Annotated in this window: 21 protein-coding genes and 1 other annotated feature; all 21 genes read right to left on the bottom strand. The window is 40.6% G+C overall.

The features are described 5' to 3' along the window. Positions 1-90: 90 nt before the first annotated feature. The 21 genes from OVN23_RS00990 to aroA all read right to left on the bottom strand — a co-directional run bounded on the left by OVN23_RS00990 (position 91) and on the right by aroA (position 21,169). On the bottom strand, positions 91-318 hold the full coding sequence (locus tag OVN23_RS00990; protein WP_050243459.1) for a hypothetical protein: 228 nt from the start codon (positions 316-318) through the stop codon (positions 91-93). A 573-nt stretch (positions 319-891) separates the two neighbouring features. Next, positions 892-1,260, bottom strand: a complete 369-nt coding sequence (rplL, locus tag OVN23_RS00995) for a 50S ribosomal protein L7/L12 (RefSeq protein ID WP_001196965.1) — start codon at positions 1,258-1,260, stop codon at positions 892-894. Between the two features lie 72 nt (positions 1,261-1,332). After that, complete coding sequence (rplJ, locus tag OVN23_RS01000) at positions 1,333-1,833, bottom strand: 50S ribosomal protein L10 (protein ID WP_001287277.1); 501 nt, start codon at positions 1,831-1,833, stop codon at positions 1,333-1,335. Between the two features lie 38 nt (positions 1,834-1,871). Beyond that, positions 1,872-2,007 (bottom strand) — a sequence feature (ribosomal protein L10 leader region). A 65-nt stretch (positions 2,008-2,072) separates the two neighbouring features. Then, positions 2,073-3,332, bottom strand: a complete 1,260-nt coding sequence (locus OVN23_RS01005) for a TRZ/ATZ family protein (protein ID WP_173219093.1) — start codon at positions 3,330-3,332, stop codon at positions 2,073-2,075. Positions 3,333-3,446: 114 nt separating this feature from the next. Next, positions 3,447-5,195 (bottom strand): ABC transporter ATP-binding protein, encoded by a 1,749-nt coding sequence (locus tag OVN23_RS01010; RefSeq protein WP_112444054.1) that lies wholly within the window; start codon positions 5,193-5,195, stop codon positions 3,447-3,449. Between the two features lies 1 nt (position 5,196). Further along, complete coding sequence (locus tag OVN23_RS01015; protein ID WP_173219096.1) at positions 5,197-6,921, bottom strand: ABC transporter ATP-binding protein; 1,725 nt, start codon at positions 6,919-6,921, stop codon at positions 5,197-5,199. Positions 6,922-6,981: 60 nt separating this feature from the next. Beyond that, positions 6,982-7,920 (bottom strand): peptide-methionine (R)-S-oxide reductase MsrB, encoded by a 939-nt coding sequence (gene msrB, locus OVN23_RS01020; RefSeq protein ID WP_173219099.1) that lies wholly within the window; start codon positions 7,918-7,920, stop codon positions 6,982-6,984. A 60-nt stretch (positions 7,921-7,980) separates the two neighbouring features. Then, positions 7,981-8,148 carry a hypothetical protein gene (locus tag OVN23_RS01025; protein ID WP_267240168.1) on the bottom strand — a complete coding sequence of 56 codons (168 nt, stop codon included), beginning with the start codon at positions 8,146-8,148 and terminating at the stop codon, positions 7,981-7,983. A 75-nt stretch (positions 8,149-8,223) separates the two neighbouring features. Beyond that, positions 8,224-9,093: a homoserine kinase gene (gene thrB, locus OVN23_RS01030; protein WP_173219102.1), complete on the bottom strand. Its 870-nt coding sequence runs from the start codon at positions 9,091-9,093 to the stop codon at positions 8,224-8,226. A 1-nt stretch (position 9,094) separates the two neighbouring features. Further along, entirely contained in the window at positions 9,095-10,381 is a 1,287-nt protein-coding gene (locus OVN23_RS01035) for a homoserine dehydrogenase (protein ID WP_173219105.1), read from the bottom strand. Positions 10,382-10,531: 150 nt separating this feature from the next. Beyond that, positions 10,532-11,269 carry an adaptor protein MecA gene (gene mecA, locus OVN23_RS01040; RefSeq protein ID WP_000782687.1) on the bottom strand — a complete coding sequence of 246 codons (738 nt, stop codon included), beginning with the start codon at positions 11,267-11,269 and terminating at the stop codon, positions 10,532-10,534. Between the two features lie 314 nt (positions 11,270-11,583). After that, complete coding sequence (locus OVN23_RS01045) at positions 11,584-12,618, bottom strand: prephenate dehydratase (RefSeq protein ID WP_173219108.1); 1,035 nt, start codon at positions 12,616-12,618, stop codon at positions 11,584-11,586. Continuing rightward, complete coding sequence (locus OVN23_RS01050; protein WP_173219111.1) at positions 12,611-14,080, bottom strand: O-antigen polysaccharide polymerase Wzy; 1,470 nt, start codon at positions 14,078-14,080, stop codon at positions 12,611-12,613. Before OVN23_RS01050 ends, OVN23_RS01045 begins: the two co-directional genes overlap by 8 nt. 15 nt (positions 14,081-14,095) lie before the next feature. Continuing rightward, on the bottom strand, positions 14,096-15,082 hold the full coding sequence (locus OVN23_RS01055) for a glycosyltransferase family 2 protein (protein WP_173219114.1): 987 nt from the start codon (positions 15,080-15,082) through the stop codon (positions 14,096-14,098). A gap of 1 nt (position 15,083) precedes the next feature. Continuing rightward, a complete protein-coding gene (locus OVN23_RS01060) occupies positions 15,084-16,187 on the bottom strand; it encodes a glycosyltransferase (RefSeq protein ID WP_173219117.1) in 1,104 nt (367 codons plus the stop codon). Beyond that, the gene (locus OVN23_RS01065; RefSeq protein WP_173219120.1) at positions 16,177-17,022 is read right to left on the bottom strand and encodes a LicD family protein; all 846 of its coding nucleotides are present in this window, start codon (positions 17,020-17,022) and stop codon (positions 16,177-16,179) included. Before OVN23_RS01065 ends, OVN23_RS01060 begins: the two co-directional genes overlap by 11 nt. A gap of 50 nt (positions 17,023-17,072) precedes the next feature. Then, positions 17,073-17,213 (bottom strand): hypothetical protein, encoded by a 141-nt coding sequence (locus tag OVN23_RS01070; protein ID WP_173219174.1) that lies wholly within the window; start codon positions 17,211-17,213, stop codon positions 17,073-17,075. An 87-nt stretch (positions 17,214-17,300) separates the two neighbouring features. Further along, complete coding sequence (gene psr, locus OVN23_RS01075) at positions 17,301-18,575, bottom strand: polyisoprenyl-teichoic acid--peptidoglycan teichoic acid transferase Psr (RefSeq protein WP_173219123.1); 1,275 nt, start codon at positions 18,573-18,575, stop codon at positions 17,301-17,303. After that, positions 18,572-19,420 (bottom strand): prephenate dehydratase, encoded by an 849-nt coding sequence (gene pheA, locus OVN23_RS01080; RefSeq protein ID WP_267240169.1) that lies wholly within the window; start codon positions 19,418-19,420, stop codon positions 18,572-18,574. The genes psr and pheA overlap by 4 nt, the downstream gene beginning before the upstream one ends. Continuing rightward, positions 19,417-19,893: a shikimate kinase gene (locus OVN23_RS01085; protein WP_173214120.1), complete on the bottom strand. Its 477-nt coding sequence runs from the start codon at positions 19,891-19,893 to the stop codon at positions 19,417-19,419. The genes pheA and OVN23_RS01085 overlap by 4 nt, the downstream gene beginning before the upstream one ends. Then, entirely contained in the window at positions 19,886-21,169 is a 1,284-nt protein-coding gene (gene aroA, locus OVN23_RS01090; RefSeq protein WP_173214118.1) for a 3-phosphoshikimate 1-carboxyvinyltransferase, read from the bottom strand. Before aroA ends, OVN23_RS01085 begins: the two co-directional genes overlap by 8 nt. Positions 21,170-21,214 lie beyond the last annotated feature (45 nt).

The raw sequence follows: 21,214 nt of genomic DNA on the forward strand, positions 1-21,214 counted from the left end.
GTGCGTTATTTCTTGTTTTTCTAGCCTAAACTTTACTTCTATAAAAGCCACCTTAAAGAGTAATTCCTTTTTCGGTGGCTTTTCAAAATACTATACATTAAAATACTCTTGTTTAATTTTTGTAAGCAAATTGTTAGCAACAGAAGTTACACCAACATGCATCCGTTCAGGATCAGAATAATCTAGATTACGAGCATAGACTTCTGTAACAGTCTGAGCAATACGCTCATCCAATTTATAATTGGAGGCTTTTAACAGTGCTTGAAATAATTCTGAACTATATAGTTTAATATTATTTTCCAATGATACTACTGCCATTTTTGTAACTCCTCTCCTGTTTTTGATTGATAAACCTTCTCTATTTTCATTATATCACAAAAAGATTGGTTGTGAATGGATAATTATTTAAAAGAATAGGGGTTTCTAAACTCAGCAAGCATTTCTTCTTTTGTAATTTCATTCTGACGAAAACGAGCTAAAGCTTGGGGTGGATTGTCATCAGTCTGAACACCATAGATAAAACCAAATTGGTGTTGTAATTCATCTGGATTTCCCCGATTTTGAAAGACAAATTCCGCAAAATCTAAATCTGACTCTGATTTTTTATGTTTTGCAAAATAGTGACAACGATAGTCAGGGGTCTTAAAAATTTCTACAAAATTTGAAATACGAAATTCTACTATAATTCGAATCTATACATAGCTTACTTCTGGTCATTTAAAACGAACCCTGTTCTCCAAAATAATTTTATTAAAAAGAAAAACCCTGCCAAATTAATTTTTGGTAGGGTTTTTGGTAGGAAACTAAATTAATTTATCAGTTTCTAAAATGTGTTCACGATTCTAAAAGGCTGATACTATAGTATCCCGAATTCTAATTGGTATATGCCTCTTATTTAAGAGTAACTGAAGCTCCAGCTTCTTCCAATTTAGCTTTGATTTCTTCAGCTTCTGCAGTTGCAACGCCTTCTTTAACAAGTGCTGGTGCACCGTCAACAAGTTCTTTAGCTTCTTTAAGTCCAAGACCTGTGATTTCACGTACAACTTTGATAACGCCAACTTTTTTGTCGCCTGCAGATGTCAGTTCAACGTCGAATGAATCTTTAGCAGCACCAGCGTCAGCAGCACCAGCTGCAGCAACAGCTACAGGAGCAGCTGCAGTTACACCAAATTCTTCTTCGATAGCTTTTACAAGGTCGTTCAATTCAAGGATTGAAGCTTCTTTAATTTCAGCAATAATGTTTTCAATGTTCAATGCCATTGTTATTTCCTCCAAATATGTTTTAAATTTATAATAGATTTTCGTAGCTAGGCTACGCTGCGTAGCTTAAGATTAAGCTGCGTCTTCTTTGTTGTCTGCAACCGCTTTGACTGCAAGAGCAACGTTGCGCACTGGCGCTTGAAGTACAGAAAGGAGCATAGAAAGAAGTCCTTCGCGGTTTGGAAGAGTTGCAAGAGCAAGAATCTCTTCTTTAGATGCGACAGCGCCTTCGATTGCACCACCTTTGATTTCAAGTGCTTCAGCGTTTTTAGAAAAGTCGTTCAAGATTTTCGCTGGTGCGATAACATCTTCGTTAGAAAATGCTACTGCAGATGGTCCAACAAATACAGATGCAAGATCTTCAAGACCAGCTTTTTCAGCTGCACGACGCAAGATTGAGTTTTTAATCACTTTATACTCAACTTCGCTTCCACGAAGCTCACGACGAAGAACTGTATCTTGCTCAACTGTCAAACCACGAGCGTCTACAACGACGATAGATGCAGCAGCTTTCATTTTTTCAGCTACTACGTCAACTAGTTCCGCTTTTTTAGCAATAATTGCTTCACTCATTAGTGTGTTCACCTCCGTTATTATTTTGCTTGGGGAAATTTTTCAAAAGAAAAACGCGCCCAAACCTAGACACGAAAGTACAATACGCTTCTTTTTACATGATACGTTTTGTCCTCGGTAGGATATTTATGAGTCGAACTCCCCTACTGTCTTAGGCAGTTTTTTCAAACCGTATATAAGTATAGCATAGTCAAAAAAAGAATGCAAGACTTTTGCAAACTTTTTTCGTGATTTTTCTTTTAAAGTTCTACTGTTAGGACTTGGCCTTGCTTAACAACCTGTTCTCCAGCGATATAAACATCATCAACGTCACTGGATTTAACAGCATAGACGAGGTGAGAAAGCATATTTTCCTGAGGTTGGAGATGAATTTTGCCTTGTGGTTGAATAACGAGAAAATCTGCCTTCTTGCCGACTTCTAGACTTCCTATCTGATTTTCCATTCCTAGGACCTTAGCCCCTTCGATTGTTAGTGCCTTGAGAGCTGTTTCAATAGGGAATTGGCTGGCATCCCCACTTTTCATCTTCTGAAGAAGGGCTGCAGTCCGTCCTTCCTCAAACATATCTAGATTGTTATTGGAGGCAACCGAATCCGTCGCAATTCCGACTGCTACTCCTGCTTTTTGCAGTTGAATGATAGGAGCAATCCCTGATGCCAGTTTGAGGTTACTAATAGGATTGTGGGCAATAGACACTTGAGAAGTTGCCAAGCGTTCAATTTCTCTCTCGTTTAATTCGACCCCGTGAGCAAAGACAGACGGATGATCTAAGTAACCCAGTTCTTCAAGAAAGGCGAGGGGGCGTTTGCCGTATCGTTTCAGGATAATTCCTGACTCCTCCTTGGTCTCCGCCACGTGGATATGGATTGGAATAGCAAGCTCTTTTGCCATGTCTAAACTTTCTTCCAGCAAGTCTCTATCACAGCTGTAGGGAGAATGTGGGGCTACCATCACCTTGAAATTTGGATTTTTATATCCAATAATTTCCTCAATGATTGCTCGAGTTCTGCTTATGGTCTCAGCAGTTGTCTCTGCCTCTGAAGAAAAAAGAGTCGGTGAGAAATAACAACGCATCTTGGAAGTTTTCACTGCCTGATAAATCCGTTCAATATCCACACCATTGGGATTATACATATCGTTAAAGGTTGTTGTTCCCGACTGGAGCATCTCTATCATAGCTTCTTTAACCGCTCTTGTAGTCATGTCGGGAGTAAATCCTGCTTCTGCTGGCCAGATATAGTCATTAAGCCATTCATGGAGATTGCTATCATCTCGAATTCCTCTCAATCCTGTCATAGCAGAATGGGTGTGACAATTGACCAAACCAGGCATAATCCAGGCCCCCTGATAGTCTATAATCTGCTCAGCTTGCTCTAAAATCTCTGACTGCTCTTGACCGACATAGACTATTTGAGAATCCTTAACAGCTAAGATTCCATCTAGATAAACATGGAAATCTTTGTCACAAGTCACGATATTTACATGATGAAAGACTTTCATTCTAGGCTCCTTTTCTAAAAGACAATTTACAGTGAACAATTTTTCTAGCTATTGTAACAAAAAAGTCACCCGAAGGCAACTTTTTTCGTCCATAAACTTTCAAAAGAGAATGGCTTATTCAGAGCTAAAAGCTGCAGCTTGCTGCATTTGGTAATACTTGCCTTTTCTAGCCATGAGGTCCTGATGATTGCCATGCTCCACAATATCGCCATCCACCAAGACAAGAATCAAATCTGCATCCTGAATAGTTGACAAACGGTGAGCAATGATAAAGCTTGTACGCCCCTTCATGAGTTTAGCAAAGGCATCCTGTACCAGCACTTCTGTCCGCGTATCGATGGATGAAGTTGCTTCGTCTAAGATAAGAATCTTTGGAATAGCCAGAAAGACTCGGGCGATGGTCAGGAGCTGGGCTTGCCCAACAGAGAGAGATTCTCCTGCATTTTCCAACTTGGTATCGTATCCCTGTGGCAACTGTTGGATGAAAAAGTCCGCATTGGCTGCTTTGGCAGCAGTAATCACCTGCTCCCTACTGGCTTTAGGATTTCCAAAGGCAATATTGTCATGAATAGTCCCTTGCTTGAGCCAGGTTTCTTGGAGCACCATGCCAAACTGCTGGCGTAAAGAGGCACGACTATAGTCATAAATGGATTTCCCATCCAGCAAGATATCTCCTGAATTAATGGGATAAAAACGCATGAGGAGATTGATAAGGGTTGATTTGCCAGCACCTGTCGGACCAACAATGGCAACCTTGCTACCAGCTGGAATAGCGATAGATAAGTCCTTAATCAAAATCTTTTCAGGATGGTAACCAAAAGAGACATGTTTAAAGGAAATAGCTCCCTTAACTTGGTCACTGGTCAAGACTTCCTTGCCTGTTTCAGCAACCTCAGGACTTTCTAAGACAGCATAGACGCGCTCTGCACAAGCCAGAGCACTTTGCAACTCAGCTAGCACTGAAGAAATATCGTTAAAAGGCTTGGTGTACTGTTGAACATAGTTCAAAAAAGTCACTAAACGCCCAATGGTCAAGGTGGAACCCATCATGATACGATAAGCTCCCACTCCAGCTAGAAGGGCATAAATAAGCGCATTGACAAAGCGAGTCGAAGGATTGACCGTTGAAGAATAAAAGATAGCTGACTGCGAATAACCTGCATAGTTGGCATTCGCCTCGTGCAGTCTTTGGATAAAATCTTCTTGAGCATTAAAGGACTGGATAATGGTCTGCTGGCTCAACGATTCTTCAATCAACTGAGTCTGAATTCCCCTCGTCTCTGTTTGCTTTTGGAAGTGATGATAGGAGCGTTTGGCAATAAAGCGTGAGATTACCATAGACAGTGGCGTCAACAGCAAGACCAAAAGAGTCATGAGGAGATGAATTTGAATCATGGCTAGAATGCTGACTAAAATCATCAAGACACCAATGAAGAATTGGTTAAAGATCATGATCAAGCCAGCTGCCAACTGTTCTATGTCTGTTGTCACCCGACTGACCATCTCCCCACTGCCTTGCCGATCCACAAAGGCAATCGGTAAACGATGGAGCTTATGGATGATTCGCTCTCGTAAGTCTCTGGTATAAGAGAAAATTAGGCGATTATAGAGGAGAGGATTGGCCCACTGCACAAGGGTATTTCCTATGACCACCAAGATCATTTGAATAAAGATCTGCCAAAAAACTGGTGAAGAACCAGCCACTAGGACTTGGTCGATGACCTGCCCAATCAGAATAGGTAGGTAAATTGATAAACCAACTTGGGCAATAGTTCCTAGAAAGGCTAGAAAAAGGAGGAAGGGATGGCTTGCTAAATCTTTGGCCAAACGTTTGAGAGTCTGGTTTGCAGTTTGTCGTCTCATGCTAGTCCTCCTTTCCATGTTGGGATGCATTGATTTCACGATAGACTTGACTAGATTTCATCAAGTCCTCGTGCTTGCCGATAGCTAGGAGATCACCTTTTTCTAAGAGGAGAATCTGGTCTGCCATCTGTAAAGTCGATGTTCGTTGAGAAATCAAAATTAAGTTCGTATTTGGCAAATTTTCTCGAATAGCTTTCAAGAGTTTGGACTCAGTGATAGTGTCCAGTGCCGAGGTAGCATCATCTAAGATGAGAAACGGTGCCTGGTGCAAGACTGCTCGTGCGATAGACAACCGTTGTTTTTGTCCACCTGAGAAATTTCGACCTCCTGCCTCAACTAGGGCATCCAAGAGTCCTTCCTTTTCACTGACAAAATCCTTGGCTTGCGCGATTTCCAAGGCTTGCCAGAGTTCTTGGTCTCTTACTTCTTGATTGAAACCTAGAGTCAAGTTGGAACGAATAGTTCCCTTAAAGAGTTCGACTTTTTGGGGCACATAGGCAATCCAAGACCGCCACTGCTCAAGATTACGAGGACTAAATCCATCTCGATAAAGGTCTATGCTCCCCTTGTCTGCTGGATAAAGTCCAAGGATGAGTTGTACTAAGCTTGATTTACCAGAACCTGTTCCCCCAATAATACCAAGGATTTGCCCTTGCTGCATATCAAAGGAAATGTCTCTCAAAGAAGGCTGGGCCGCATCAGGATAGGTAAAGGTCAGTTCTTGAACTTGTATAATCTGATCACTGGTAACTTGCTTTTTCTCTAATTCTGAATGGATATCCTCTGGAGCTTCAGCAAAGACTTCCTCGATTCGCTTAGCAGAGATGTAAGACTGGTTTAGAGAATTGATCAGCATGGCGAGCTTGACCAATTCCACCAAGATCTGTAGGAGATAATTAATAAGGGCAATGAGAGCACCTTGACTTAGCAATCCTCCTTGAATAGAAATATAGCCTTGCCAGATAATAACGAGAAGAGTTCCATTAACAATCAGATAGGTCAGAGGTGTTAATAAACTAGACCAGAAACCTGTCTTTTCTTGTAATCTAGCATAGACTTGGTTAAGGGTTTGAAAAATTTGTAACTCTCGTTTTTCTTGACCAAAAGCACGAATAACCCGCATCCCTTGTAATTGCTGGCGTGTTTCCTGAACCAGTTGGTCCGTTTTCTTTCTAAGACTACTGTAGAGAGGATTAACCAGTCTAGAGAGTCCTACAATGACGATGGTCAAAATGACAACCATGACCAAGAACCAGAAAGTCAGCTCAGCTGAGATGCGATAGGCCATAAAGATTGCCCCAAAAACGATAATAGGCGCTCGCAAAAAGAGACGCAGGAATTGATTGATACCAGTCTGAATCTGGTAGGTATCTGAAGTCAAGCGAGTCACCAAGCTAGAAGTGGTCAGACGATCTCTACTATCCTTGGGCAAGGAAAGAATATGACGATAAAGATCGTTTGTCAATTCCTTGGCAAAACCTACTGCTGCCTTTGCTGAGTAAAATTGAGCTATCAAGGCCACTAAAACGCCAATCACTGCAAATATAAGGAGCAGGCCAATCTGCATCCAGAGATGCCCTTGATTTCTCTGAGGCAAGGATTGGTCAACAATCCCAGCAATCACCATGGGAACCAAGAGCTCAAACACAGCTTCTAACAGCTTGAACAGAGGGGCTAAAATCGATTCCTTAATGTAGGGTTTGAAGTAAGATAATAAGTGTTTCATAAATCCCTTCTATTCGTATTCTAGAAATGAAGAAAGTGGGAAGCGCCCACCATCTCTGTTTTATTTGTTTAAGTAAGGCAATAGATAACTATATCCTTCCTCTTCCATCTCATCCTTGGCCACAAAGCGCAGAGAGGCAGAGTTGATACAGTAACGGAGGCCACCTAACTCCCGAGGGCCATCTGTGAAAACATGACCCAAGTGAGCATTGCCTGACCGAGAACGAACCTCGATTCGCTCCATTCCATGGCTCATGTCCTTGTAATAATGAATCAATTCCTTGGAAATCGGACGGCTAAAACTTGGCCAACCACATCCTGAGGCAAACTTATCCTTGGCGAAAAAGAGTGGCTCACCCGTCGTGATGTCTACATAAATCCCTTCTTCAAAGGTTTGGTCATAGGCATTGGTAAATGGAGCCTCTGTAGCAGCTTCTTGGGTAACACGATAGGATTCTTCTGATAAACTTTCCTTTAACATCTCTTGACTAGGCTTTTCATAGTTAGAGGCATCAATCAATGGCTTCTCAGCATCAGTCACATCGATATGACAATAACCTGAAGGATTTTTCTTAAGATAGTCTTGGTGGTAATCTTCAGCTAGAATGTAATGACGTAGTTTCTCCACTTCCACTGCAATCTTTCGACCAAGCATGCGCTCCTGCTCCTGCACCACTGTGTAGATAGCTGGCAAGTCTGCTTCATCCTGGTAATATATACCGGTCCGATACTGACGTCCACGGTCATTCCCTTGTTGATTGATGGATAAAGGGTCGATGACACGGAAATAATAAAGTAAAATCTCTCTGAATGCTACTTCCTTCTCATCGTAAATCACTTGAACCGTTTCTGCATGGTCTGTTTCCTTGAGCAACTGGTAATTGGTCGTTTCGACTTGCCCATTAGCGTAGCCAACACTGGTTGCTAGCACTCCAGAAATGCGTGAAAAATATTCCTCTAGGCCCCAAAAACAACCGCCTGCTAGATAAATTTCTGTCATCTTTATTTCTCCTTTATCAAGTTTTTAACTAATACTCTTCGAAAATCTCTTCAAACCACGTCACCTTACATCTGCAACCTCAAAACAGTATTTTGAGCTAACTTCGTCAGTTCTATCCACAACCTCAAAACACTGTTTTGAGCTGACTTCGTCAGTCTTATCTACAACCTCAAAGCAGTGCTTTGAGCAACCTGCGGCTAGTTTCCTAGTTTGCTCTTTGATTTTCATTGAGTATAAACTTCTTTTCAAAAAAAGGATAGGAAGGCCCCTAGTCGAGACTTTCCCCATCCTATCTTCTATTCTTTATTTTGCTTCTACACGGACACCTTGGGTATCAACCTTCAAGTCATGCAGTTTGCCTTTGAAAGGTTGCTTTTCCAATTCTGCCTTAATCGTTGGCATCTTGCCATGAGAAGCCAAGATCATAACTGTCGGCCCGGCACCAGAGAGATAGGTTGCATAGGCACCATTTTCTTTGGCTACTTGCTTAATCGTCGCAAATTCTCTCACCAAGTCCTGACGATAGCGTTCATGGAAGAGGTCTCCCTCGATTGCTTGCCCAGCTGTCACCATGTCTCCTGCCAACAAGGCCGCAACCGCCACATTGGCGATAGAACTAGCTGCAACAGCTTCCTTGTAAGACAATTTCTTAGGTAAGACGCCACGGCTGTCTCGAGTACGCAATTCATAGTTTGGAATGTAGGCTAGGAAATCACACTCTGGGAAGTCTGCTACGATAGCAGAAACTTGTCCATCAACTGAGCTTGCAATAACGAGATTACCATAAATGGCTGGAGCTACATTATCAGGGTGTCCTTCAATCTTGGTCGCCAACTGCAATTTTTCATGGTCTGACAAGTTGAGTTGCCCCAATTGGTTGGCTAGTTCAATCCCAGCTACAATAACCGAGCTGGAAGAACCCAAACCACGCGCCAAGGGAACATCACTAGTCATTTTCAAACGTCTTGATTGTAAATCTGGTACAATTTGCAAAGCAATTTTGAGCAAGAGATTACGCTCGTCATGAGGAATCCATTTGCCAATCTGGTGTTCAATCAGCCACTCTTCTCGTTCTTCGCAAACCTCGATTTGAAGATACTTGGTTACAGCTACACCGACCGAGTCAAAACCTGGCCCGATATTGGCACTGGTTGCAGGTACAATAATCTTCATCTTATTCTCCTAGCACCTTGAAGGTATTCAAGAGGTCGAATTCTGAAACCTTCTTCAATTCAGCTGAGACATTTTCAAGCTGGGCTTTATTAATCTTGTGTGTGATGATCACAACACGCGCCTTGTCACCATCTTTTCCATCTTGGAGAATTTGCTTAAAGGAAATTTCTTGGGCATTAAAGATTTCAGCCAACTTCAAGACCTGACCTTTTGAGTCTGGTGCCAAGATTGAGAAGTAGTAATTTGCTTTGACATCCTCTGGATTTGCCAAGACCAAGTCACGGCTATATTCGTTGAAGTCTTTGCCAATGGTACCATCATTCAAGCGACGAACGATACGGACAATGTCCGCCACAACACTTGTTGCAGTTGGTTTTTGGCCTGCACCTGGTCCGTAGTACATAGACTCACCAATACCGATAGATTCTACAAAAACAGCGTTCATTACCCCATTCACACTGGCAAGCGGGTGTGCTTTAGGTAGGAAGGTTGGAGTCACTTCTGCAGCAATTCCTGAAGGAGTTTCCTCGATAGAACCAACCAATTTCACTACATAGCCAAGTTCTTGGGCTACAGCTACATCTTCTGGTGTGATGTTACGAATTCCCTTGTGGGCTACATCGTCAAATGCAACCTTCATGCCAAAGGAAAATTGGCTCAAAATCACCATCTTGTAGGCTGCATCAATTCCATCTACGTCATTTGTCGGGTCACTTTCTGCAAATCCAAGTCTTTGCGCTTCCGCAAGAGCATCATCGTATGACCAGCCTTCTTCCACCATTTTGGTCATCATGAAGTTAGAAGTTCCGTTGACTACTCCAAGCACTCGCGTGATTTTATCTGAAGCCAAGGAATTTGCCAAGGTACGAAGAATTGGAATACCACCAGCTACCGCTGCTTCGTAGTAAAGTGCTACCTTGTTAGCTTGAGCGATTTCTAACAATTCTGCGCCATGGACAGCCAAAAGGTCCTTGTTAGCAGTAACAACGTGTTTGCCAGCCTCCAAGGCACGAGTGATAAAGGTTTTAGCAGGTTCGATACGTCCCATCAATTCCACTACGATCGTAATGTCTTGATCTGATAAAATATCATCTACATTGGTTACAAAGTTAAAGTCATTCCCTGCTGCAAGCAAGCGATTCTTTTCATCTTCATCCTTGACCAATACCTTGGCAACTTCGATATCTGAATGTGCTGATTGATTGATTTTTTCTCCATTTTCCTTTAGGAGGAAAGGCACGCCACTTGCAACGGTACCAAATCCTAGTAAAGCAATTTTAACTGTCATGTTTGTCTCCTCGAAATTTTCTAATATAGCCATTATAACAGAATTTTGTGAAAATTCCTATTATAGTAAATCACTATTTCAGTATAAAAAGAAAAAACGAATCAGATGATTCGCTCTTCCTAAAATCTAGAAATAATTTTCCAGAAAGGATTATCCAATCTTTTGCAGATTAAGTACTGCATCGTGATTCATCAAGACTTGACCATACTCTTGCAAGACCGAGCGACTGATGTCACTATCGTCCGCAAACTCGCGCATACGAGCCAAAAGCCAAGCTGGATATGGACTTGGATGATTTTCAATATCCACTAGAATGGTCAAATAATAGCGCTCGTTCATTTTGTAGAGTTCAGAAGTTTCCATCTCAAAAGTCACTGTCTTTGAAAAAGCCACCAAATCAGCTAACTTAGAAAAAGAAAGGATGTAATAGATGTAGGGCTCTTTCTTGTTCTCAACTTCTTGTTCAGCTTGCTCCTGCTCTTCTTCCTTGGCTTCGACTTGCTCTAAAGATTGAATCGCTTCAATATCATCTTTAGTCTTTTCTGCAATGCTCTTTTCCAAGGTTTTGATAAATTCATCTGGCGACATTTGAGCCAATTCTTCCATATCTGGTAAATCCGATAAGTCTTCAAAATCTAGATTTTGGTCAATCTTTGATTTGGTTACAAAGACATCTACCTTATCAGGTTTTGGAGTCACACGGAAGCTCAACATACCTGTATCTAGAAAGCTATCAGGCATCTCTAACTCATCCAAGATAGCATAAAAGAACTCTTCTGTTTTTTCTTGAGGAACAAGAAAGTCAGCAATCTCCATGCCTCGATCCATCAAATCCTCTAAAGACATCGTGATTTTCAAAGTTGTATCACTAATTTGTTTCATTTTCATTGCTAGTAACCTCATACTTTCAGTTCTATCTATTATACTAGATTTTTACGATTTTATCAAAAGAAGGCTCCTCTGTCGGGATAGATTTTCCATAGGGTAACTTCTGTAGAAGACTATAATACTCTTCGAAAATCTCTTCAAACCACGTCAGCTCTATCTGCAACCTCAAAACAGTGTTTTGAGCAACCTGCGGCTAGCTTCCTAGTTTGATTTTTGATTTTCATTGAGTATAAAAGAAAATTTCTGCTAACAAATAGAAAAAGCCTTCAAAATCGGCTCTTAGCCAACTTTGAAGACCTGATGCATCAGAATCCTTATAATTTAAAGGTTGCTACACCGAGGATAGAACGATTTAAGTTTCTGAGAATTTGAAGACTTTGCTCAAATTTCTTATAACGAGTCACTCCGTACTCTTCAACAAGAAGGACTGTATCTCTTTCCAAAAGCGATGGCACATCTTGTAAATCGACAAAATGCATTCCTTTTAAAGCTTCTTGACTCTGTTTCAATTTATCTAGGATAGCTTTATTTGAGCTAACGATGGTCAATTCCTGTCCAGCGTTTTTGTATGACAAAACATCTGCTAGGTTAGCAATTGTTGTAATCTCTGTTACAAAATCAATTTGATACTGAGAAAAATCACCTGCTCTATTGATTGTTGGGTTAAAGAGATAAACCAATACATTTCCCATCACAACCAAAATCACACAAACCACTCCAATAACAGCTAAACGAAGAATCAGATTTTTCACATTTAAGCCAAGCGCTGTTTCACCATTTGCATTCAATTCTTTAGAGTTGATGGTTTCCAATTTTTCAATTTTTACATTTGCATAGACATGTTTAAATTTCTCAATCAATCCATCAATTTTTCGCTCTAACAAGTCATTGACATCTTTACTTGGTGTCAAAATTTTCACACCAACCCCTGCATCGTCAATCATATAGTAGACGGTCAATTTTTTCCACCAATAGTCATTCGTTGAATTTTTCAAGGTTGTTTCTGTCGTGTCTAATTCACTGGCAATTTTTTTCAACTCACTGGGTTCTACATCATTGAAAAGATAAGCTCCATTCAAATTACCATCAATCAATTTCCCATAAAAATCACTATAACCACCAATTTGATGATTCAAAATCGTTTTAGCTGAATCTTCTGGAGGAGTGATTTTATAACTAAGATAAGTTGAATAACTTGTTGTATCTTTGACAGTGTTTTTATTCCTAACTGCTTTAATTGTAAATGGTACAGCAATGAGAGCAAATAAAGCGATAAGAGCTAAAATATTTACTTTTCGTTTTTTATAAAGATTTGCAAACAAATCAGCTACTGAATAATGTTCAAACATGATTTTTTTCTCCTTTGTTTAGTAGATACTGGTTCTCTTTTGTAAGCATTTTTGCTACAAATATAATCACAAGAACAATTCCCCAGAATTGCATTGTAAATAGATTGAAGAAACTTTCTGAAAAGCTACTTCTTGGCATAAAGAATAGATTATTCAAGATGAGTAAGGACAAGGCAAATAAGATTGTTCTAGAGCGATAGGCTACTTGCAACATGGCTATAAATAGCATACCGAGTAAGAGACTAAGTAGAAAGACTCCTATCATACCATAATCTGTATACAACTCCATGATATAACTACTTCCGATACCATGTCCTTTCAAATATTCCTTGTTCAAAACAAGATAGGACAAATTGTGGGCATAACTATTACTATCAATAGCTAGCTCCACACTATTGGTTGTATGTTCAAAGGCTTTTCCTCCGAAAATAGCCCCCAAGCTTCCCCTTGCAAAATAATCAAGGACAGGACCAAAAGTAAAATTACGGAAATCTCGGTAAGGGAGGCTACTGTTAAATAGAAAACCTCGAGCCAGAACGCCAAAACTGGTTCCTTGTTTATAGATAAAGTCAAGCAGGATATCCCAGAAACCTGTATGGGAAACTTGGACATTATCCCGTACATAATTGAGCACTCCCATCGCTAACATGAGAATAGGAGAACCCACAAAAATCGCTAACTTTTCTTTAAACCCAATCCATTTTCCCTTTTCAGTTTGCTCTCTCATAAAGTAATAAACAAAAGCAAATAAAATACTTAAAATAAAGGGATTTCGTGTCCCGATTGCCAAATGAATAGTATTAGCTGCAATAAAGGAGACAAGCACTGCTGTTGCCTGCAATTTCTTTGGCTTGGTTGCCAGATACATACACATTGCGTAGACCGTAAAGGTAGATAAAATGTAGGTAAAATAAGGCAGTTTACTTTCAAAATTTGCATAGTAGGCATAGTAGGACGTCTGCAAGCGATACAGGAGCCGTTCAAATAACCGAATGAAATAGAAAGGATAGGTGAGAAGAAAAACTCCTAGCGAAACAAAGCGTAACCGCTTGATATAAACCTCTTTTAGAGAACTTCCTATATTTGCTACTTTTATTTTCTTCCTAGCTATGAAGTAACGAGCCAGTACGCCTCCTGTGGTCAAGCCCAGAATCGAAACCATGACGACTATAAAGGCAAAACGATAGGCTATGGGATGATAGGTATCCAAAGCTCCATCCCTAAAGTAATCAATGGTTGGCCTTGATACCAGAAAAACAAAAATGGTTAAATAGAAAATAAAATGGATTAAGTAATACTTGATATCATTCCAACAAGCAATTAAGCTACTAACCAGTAAGAACAATAAAGTAGAAAGCAAGCTAACATTGTTATTATTAAACAGATACACAATTCCACTTACTAGCGTCAAGGCATAACTGACTATGGTCAAACTAAATAATAATCGTTTTCCATCAATCACTTGCTCACCCCCGTTCTAATGTAATTTTTTAGATTTTTCAATATTTTTTAGTAATAAGAATCGGTATAAGGAAATATTTATGAATAGGGCCAAAGCACTAATTCTTCTCCCCTTACGGAAAATTGGATTCCTAGAAATAGCAAGGGCATGGCCTTTTAAAAAACGATGAATCTTGGAATAGGCTTCAAACTGTTTATACTGATCATCTAGCAACATCTTATCCAGAATAAAGAAGTAGGCATAGGCCAATCTGAAAAAAGCAACCTCTTTCAAATCTGGATAGTTTTTCACAACTTCATTGTAAAACTTTTGGTAGATATCAATATAGGCTAAATCCTTCTCTGCATAGGGTTTAGTCGTAATACTATCCCCTCTATGGAAATAGTAATAATAGGGTTTGGTATTAACAACGTACCTCTTAGCCAACTTGATTAAATCAAAATGATAATAGGCATCTTCGTAAATCAATCCCTTTGGAAAGGATAGGGCAGTTGCAATCTCTCTCTTGATTAGCTTATTGCAAATCGTTCCAGGTATTTTTTCACCTATGAGGTATTCCCTCAGAAATTTTTGGGAATCACAGACAAAATAGTCATCCTGATTAGCTGACTGTGGACTTTCATCATTAGCATAGACATTCATGACACCACAGCTCGAAACATCCGCATCTTCTTGAACTAATTGCTCATATAAGTTCTGAATCATTTCTGGATGGATATAATCATCTGAGTCAATAAAAATCAGATAATCCCCGTGAGCCTGCTTCATTCCATCATTTCGTGCTTGCGACAATCCTTCGTTCTTTTTATGAAGCACTGACACCCTGTCATCTTGTTCAGCGATTGAATCACACAAGCGACCACTCTCATCTGTTGCACCATCATCAACAAGAATAATTTCCAGATTTTGATAGGTCTGCTTCTGAATGGAAGCTATCGATTTTTCTAGGTACTGCGCCACATTATAGACTGGCACAATGACACTAATTAATGCAGTTTCCATGCTACTCCTCTAATAGTTTTTCTACTTGTTCGATTTGTTTGGCAATTGTAAATTGTTGAATGAATTGGCTAGCCTCATCGACATCAAAGTTTGAGGCAGAGGTCATGTAGTTCGTAATTGCCTGAGCTGCCTCTTGATTGCTCTCAATGATTTGTCCAAATCTTCCTTCTTGTGATAGTTCCTCAGCCCCTCCAACATCCGTAGAGACAAAAGGGATTCCAAGGCTCAAGGATTCCACATAAACACCAGGAAAACCTTCTTGTTTAGACATAGACAAGAGGACCTTCATCTGAGACAAATATTGATAAGGATTTTTTTGATAACCAAGGAAATGTACATAGTCCTCAAGCTTATACTCTTTGACTCGTTTTTTCAGTTCCTCTTCCATATCACCAGCCCCGATAAAATAGAGATGATAGTTTTTCCCCTCTTGGTGCAATAACCGTATCACTTCCACCACACGGTCAGAACCCTTATTTTCCTCAATCCGTCCGATGGTACAGATACTTTGAGGAGCAATCTCGATATCGATCTTCTCTTGAGATTTTTCTAAAATAGTCTTAAAATCATATCCATTGTAGACTGTCTGTAATTTCGAAGCATAATCTGGATAGACTTCCTTGATAGAATTGCTGGTTTTATTCGAAATTCCTACAATGGTATCCGCAGCATCCAACTGGCGTCTATGTGATTCTCTTTTGGAGCTATCCTTAAGAAATTCTTCGATACTTCCATGAATCCAAGAGATTTTCTTGACTTCTTTTCTTTTAGAGAACAACAGTGGTGGATTCATAATGGTAAAGGAAACTTCAACATCATAGTCATCTTTCACAAGCAAGCGCCGAGTCAGTCTTGGAAAATAAATTCTCATTCTCCACAAAAGAGCTCGTAACCATCTGGCTTGGCGATAATCCTGAAAGGATTTTAAAATGCCTACATGTTTAGGAACTGATTCGTATCCCTTGTCAAAATGCTCCATTTCAAGAATATCAATATCATACTTTTCTGGATCCAGATTTGAAACAATGGTAGATAAAATCTTCTCTGCTCCACCTCCGAGAGAAAAAGACCACATAAAAAATAAGATTTTTTTCTTAGCCACCATATTCTCCCTTGTATTCTGTATAAGACTTATCCATATCAGCGATGACAGCATCATGATGCGGTAGCTGCTTGTCTGCTGGTGGTGGCGTCATATAATCCCCAAAAGCAGTACTGAGATAGGCATCATAACCAACTGGAATAGGCATCTCTGTCCCCTCAAATGGTAGGAAAAGATTGTCTTCAAAGGATGCGATTGGGTACTTGTTTCTCATGTAACCAGGACCTGAGCATAGTTCCGTAATTCCATCGCTCTCAGCCAAATCATACTTGGTCATTTCTTTCTCAGCTTTTTTCCAAATGCGATAACGGAGAGATTTTGGAGTCACACCCAGTAAAATACGGCTTCCCCATTTCATAAGTGCGCCATGCTTTTCTGGAATAGTTTGAGCACAAAAAAGAGAATAAATCAGTGCCCAACGAACCTGTTTTTTCCGCTCAGCTGGATTTTTAGGATAATAATCTAAAGGCAAAACATCCAAAGCCAAACCATGTGGCAAATCCAAATCTTGCTGGTAAGGTTTAATGCAGGTAGTTTCCTTGTCACGAATGGTAATAAAAAGATTACGATCGACAAAATCCTTGTGACTCTTTGACAAGAAATAACGTTCATCTGCATAACGAGGCCATAATTCTGCTAATTTCTCATAATCTTTACGGGGCATAAAAAAGTCTAGGTCGTCGTCCCAAGGAATAAAGCCCTTGTTTCGAAGGGCACCAATAGCACCCCCTCCACAGAGGTAACAAAGCAAATCATGTTCTTTACAAAAGGCCACAAAATATTCAGCCATCTCCAGACTACGAGCCTGAATTGCTTTTAAATCAGTCATATTGTTCATTATTCTTTCTATCGTATCGTTTCATTATACCACAAATAGGGGGTGAAAATCTATTGCAGACTGTAAAAAATCAAAGCCTGACTGCTAGATAAATAGCCTTCAAACTTTGATTCTTCTGTCTTATACTCTTCGAAAATCTCTTCAAACCACGTCAGCTTCACCTTGCCGTAGGTATAGGTAACTGACTTCATCAGTCTTATCTACAATCTCAAAACTGTGTTTTTAGCAGACTGCGGCTAGCTTCCTAGTTTGCACTTTGATTTTCATTGAGTATTATCTTATCTCAAGCCCATTTGAGCGAGCTTGGTTTGATATTTGTTTTGATCGACCAGCAAACCCAAGCCTCCATAAACATCATAGGCATCTACCCAGTCACCAAGTTCTGGAATCGTCAGCTTTTCAATACCATTTTTTGCTCCATCCAAAACAGATAAACCGTTTGTTAGGAGGAAAGTATAGGGTGCATTGGTTGAGGTCATAGCAAAAACCTTTCCAAGAGCTTCAGAACCAGTGAAAAGTTTAGTAGGATCTTTAATTTGCTCTAAAATTGCTGTTAAAACTTGTTGCTGTCTTTTTGTACGGCCGTAATCCGCCTCATCGTCATCACGGAAACGAGCATAATTGAGCAGGGTCGAGCCATTCATCTGCTGTTTTCCGACTTTGATGGTTTGGGTTGGGGACTCAGTCTCAGTAGCGTGTAAATCATCTCCGACTGTAGCTTCTGTTAGTGGACGCCCATTCAATGTTGAAAATTGGGCATCAATCGTCACCCCATCAGGGAAAAGCGTGTCAATCGCTGTTGCAAAGGCCTGAAAATCAACCAAGGCATAGTACTTAATGTCCAAGTCAAAATTATCTTTCAAGACTTGGCGAACCATTTCTGCCCCTTTTTGCCCCTCTTGTTCTCCTAACTCATAGGCTACGTTTAACTTGTTATCCGTCTGTTTTCTACCGTTAATCACTTGACTATAACCATCTATATAGACCAAATTATCACGCATGAAACTGACTAGCTTGATTTTCTTGTCCGAACCTCCGACATTTAAGACCATAATAGAGTCCGTCCGCGTCTCAGCACTATTTTGACCGATTCGACCGTCCGTCCCCATGATCAAAATATTAACTCCATCTCTAGTATCTTGACCATTAAAAACTTGAACCTGTGCTGCCTTAGCATCAGCAGTTTTCTTTGCGCTAGCATCTTGGTAACCACGCAAAAACATGAATACCATGGTCAAAGCCACACAGACTAGAAGAGAGAAAATCACCATAAAAATGCGTTTAAGACGGAGCTTCCGTCTTTTCTTTTTGGGAGGAGCAGAGTGTGCTTGTGATTTGGATTGTGAGCGACTCCGGTTCGCATAGCTTGGTAAGTCAACCTGCTCTTCTCTTTCTTGTTCCAAGCTGGAACTACTATTTACCCTAGCAAGAGTTAGCTTTTCTTGCAAATAGGCAAACTCATTTTTTTCTCTCTCATTGAGATAGTGAATATTTTTTAGCAAATAATCATAACGTAATTTTTCATGATGACTGAGAGGATTTTCTTTACTCATCTTCTCTCCTTTCCATGGTCTGATATTGGATAAATAGGATAGGCACCCAGAACCTTATACTGGATTCCGATGGCTTCTAATTCTTTTTGGGCAAAGTGGACCAGGCCCTTATCAGCATAGTCCACATCGATAATGAAAAAGTATTCTCCCAGTGCTGTCTTGAGTGGACGACTTTCAATTTTTGTTAAGTCAATTCCTCGCCAAGCAAAGGTCGACAGTGCCTTATAAAGTGCACCTGGAAGGTTGTCAGGTAAGGTCAAGGCCAAAGTCATTTTCTCAGTTTGTGCTTGCAAGGGAATGGCTGTACCTTCAGCTCCCAAAACCCAGAAGCGTGTGAAATTGGCTTCCATTTCCTGAATATCCTCGGCAATCAGTTCTAAGCCATATTCTTCAGCAGAACTTCTAGGTGCAATTGCTGCAAAGGGCTGATCTGGATGTTCGGAAATAAAGCGGGCCGCATAAGCTGTACTAGCAGTCACCTCTATTTGAGCCTCTGGATACTGTTCATCGATGAATTTCTTTCCTTGAGCCAAGGCCTGTGGATGTGAAAAAATCTTTTCAATCTTAGTATGGCCTGGAACCACCATCAACTGCTGATGAATAGGCTGAACGATTTCTGCAACTGCTTGAATGCGAGCCTGATGAAAAAGGTAGTCCAAGGTTTCATGAACACTACCCTCAATAGAATTTTCAACTGGCACCACAGAATAGTCCACTAATCCTTGCTCATAAGCCTTGATGACATCTGTAATATTGGCAAAGGCCTGCAATTCCTCATGAGGAAAAGCTGTCTGCACAACGTGGTGTGAAAATGATCCCTTGGGACCTAGATAAGCAATTTTCATCTCAGTTCCTCTATAATTTCCTCTGGGCTTAACTTGGTCACATCCAAAACCCGACTAGCCACTTCCTCATACCAAGCCTGTCTTTCTTGGAAAATTGTTGCTAGTTCTTCCTTACTATTATTTAGAAAAAGCGGGCGCTGATTGTCCTTATCAGCTGCGATACGATGGTAGAGGGTTTCAAAATCGGCTTTCAGGTAGATGTTATCTGTATTAGTCTTGAGTAAGTCACGATTTCGCTGAGAAATAACCACTCCCCCACCAGTTGACACAACTTGATCTGTTTGTAGTAACTCAGCTAGAACTTCTGATTCTATCCGACGAAAGGCTGATTCTCCCTTTTCAGCAAAAAAATTCGCAATGGACATACCTAGGCGCTTCTCAATCAGGGCATCCATATCAAGGTAATTAGGATCCAAGCCTCTTGCAATAGTCGATTTGCCAGCCCCCATAAATCCTAGTAATACCTTAGCCATGAATCAAGCTCTCCAAATCATCAAAGAAGCTAGGATAACTGGTATTGATGGCTTCTGCACGGTCAAGCTCCACCTCTCCATCTGCAACCAAAAGGGCTGCAATGGCTGTCATCATTCCGATACGATGGTCTCCAAACGTATTGACTCTAGCACCGTGAAGGGCTGATTTTCCTTTGATAATCATTCCATCTGCTGTAGGAGTAATATCTGCTCCCATGCTATTTAAGGCGTCTGCCACAACCTGAATGCGGTCTGTTTCCTTGACCTTGAGCTCCTCAGCATCCTTGATAACTGTAACACCTTGGGCTTGGGTCGCAAGTAGGGAAATAATAGGCAATTCATCAATCAAACGTGGAATCAAAGCGCCACCAATCTCTGTTCCTTTTAAATCAGAAGACTCAACAGTCAAAGTAGCAGATTTAGCGACTGGATTGATTTCAGTTATTTCCAATTTTCCACCCATGGCGCGAATGACATCAATAATACCGGTGCGCGTTTCGTTGATCCCCACATTCTGCAGCACTAGACGAGAGTTTGGAACAATCAAACCTGCGACCAACCAAAAGGCTGCACTGGAAATATCTCCTGGAACAACCACCTTTTGTCCTGTCAATTTTTGTGGCCCTTGGACTGTGATTTTCTTGCCGTCCACACTTAAATGACCACCAAATTGTTGCAACATATCTTCAGTATGATTACGGGTGCATTCTTTTTCGATAATAACTGACTCCCCCTTAGCTTGTAAAGCTGCAAACATCAAGGCTGACTTAACTTGGGCAGAGGCAATTGGCAACTCATACTGAATAGGTCTTAGGTTTTTCGTCCCTTTTAAGTGAAGGGGAGGCAGGTCTCGCTCAGCTTGCCCAGAAATGTTAACACCCATTTTTTTCAGTGGAATCGTCACACGGTCCATAGGACGTTTGGATAGACTGTCGTCTCCGAACATTTCTACTTCAAAGTCTGCACAAGCAAGAACACCTGAAATCAGACGAATCGAGGTTCCAGAATTTCCCATATCAAGAGCATTTTGCGGAGCTTTTAGGCCGTCCATACCGACACCTTGAATGGTAATAACCCCATCTTTATCCTCAATATCAACACCAAGGTCACGAAAAACCTGCACGGTCGAAAGAACGTCTTCACCTCGCAGAATATCATAAACCTTGGTCTCACCCTCAGCCAAACTTCCAAAGATAATGGAACGGTGGCTGATAGACTTATCACCTGGAACGCGGATACTGCCATGTAAGTGGCGAATGTTTGTTTTTAGTTTCATACTGGACCTCATACTTGCAATACTTTTACTTATTTTATCATAAAA

Origin of the sequence: Streptococcus sp. Marseille-Q6488, assembly GCF_946902925.1 — a bacterium.
Taxonomy (GTDB): domain Bacteria; phylum Bacillota; class Bacilli; order Lactobacillales; family Streptococcaceae; genus Streptococcus.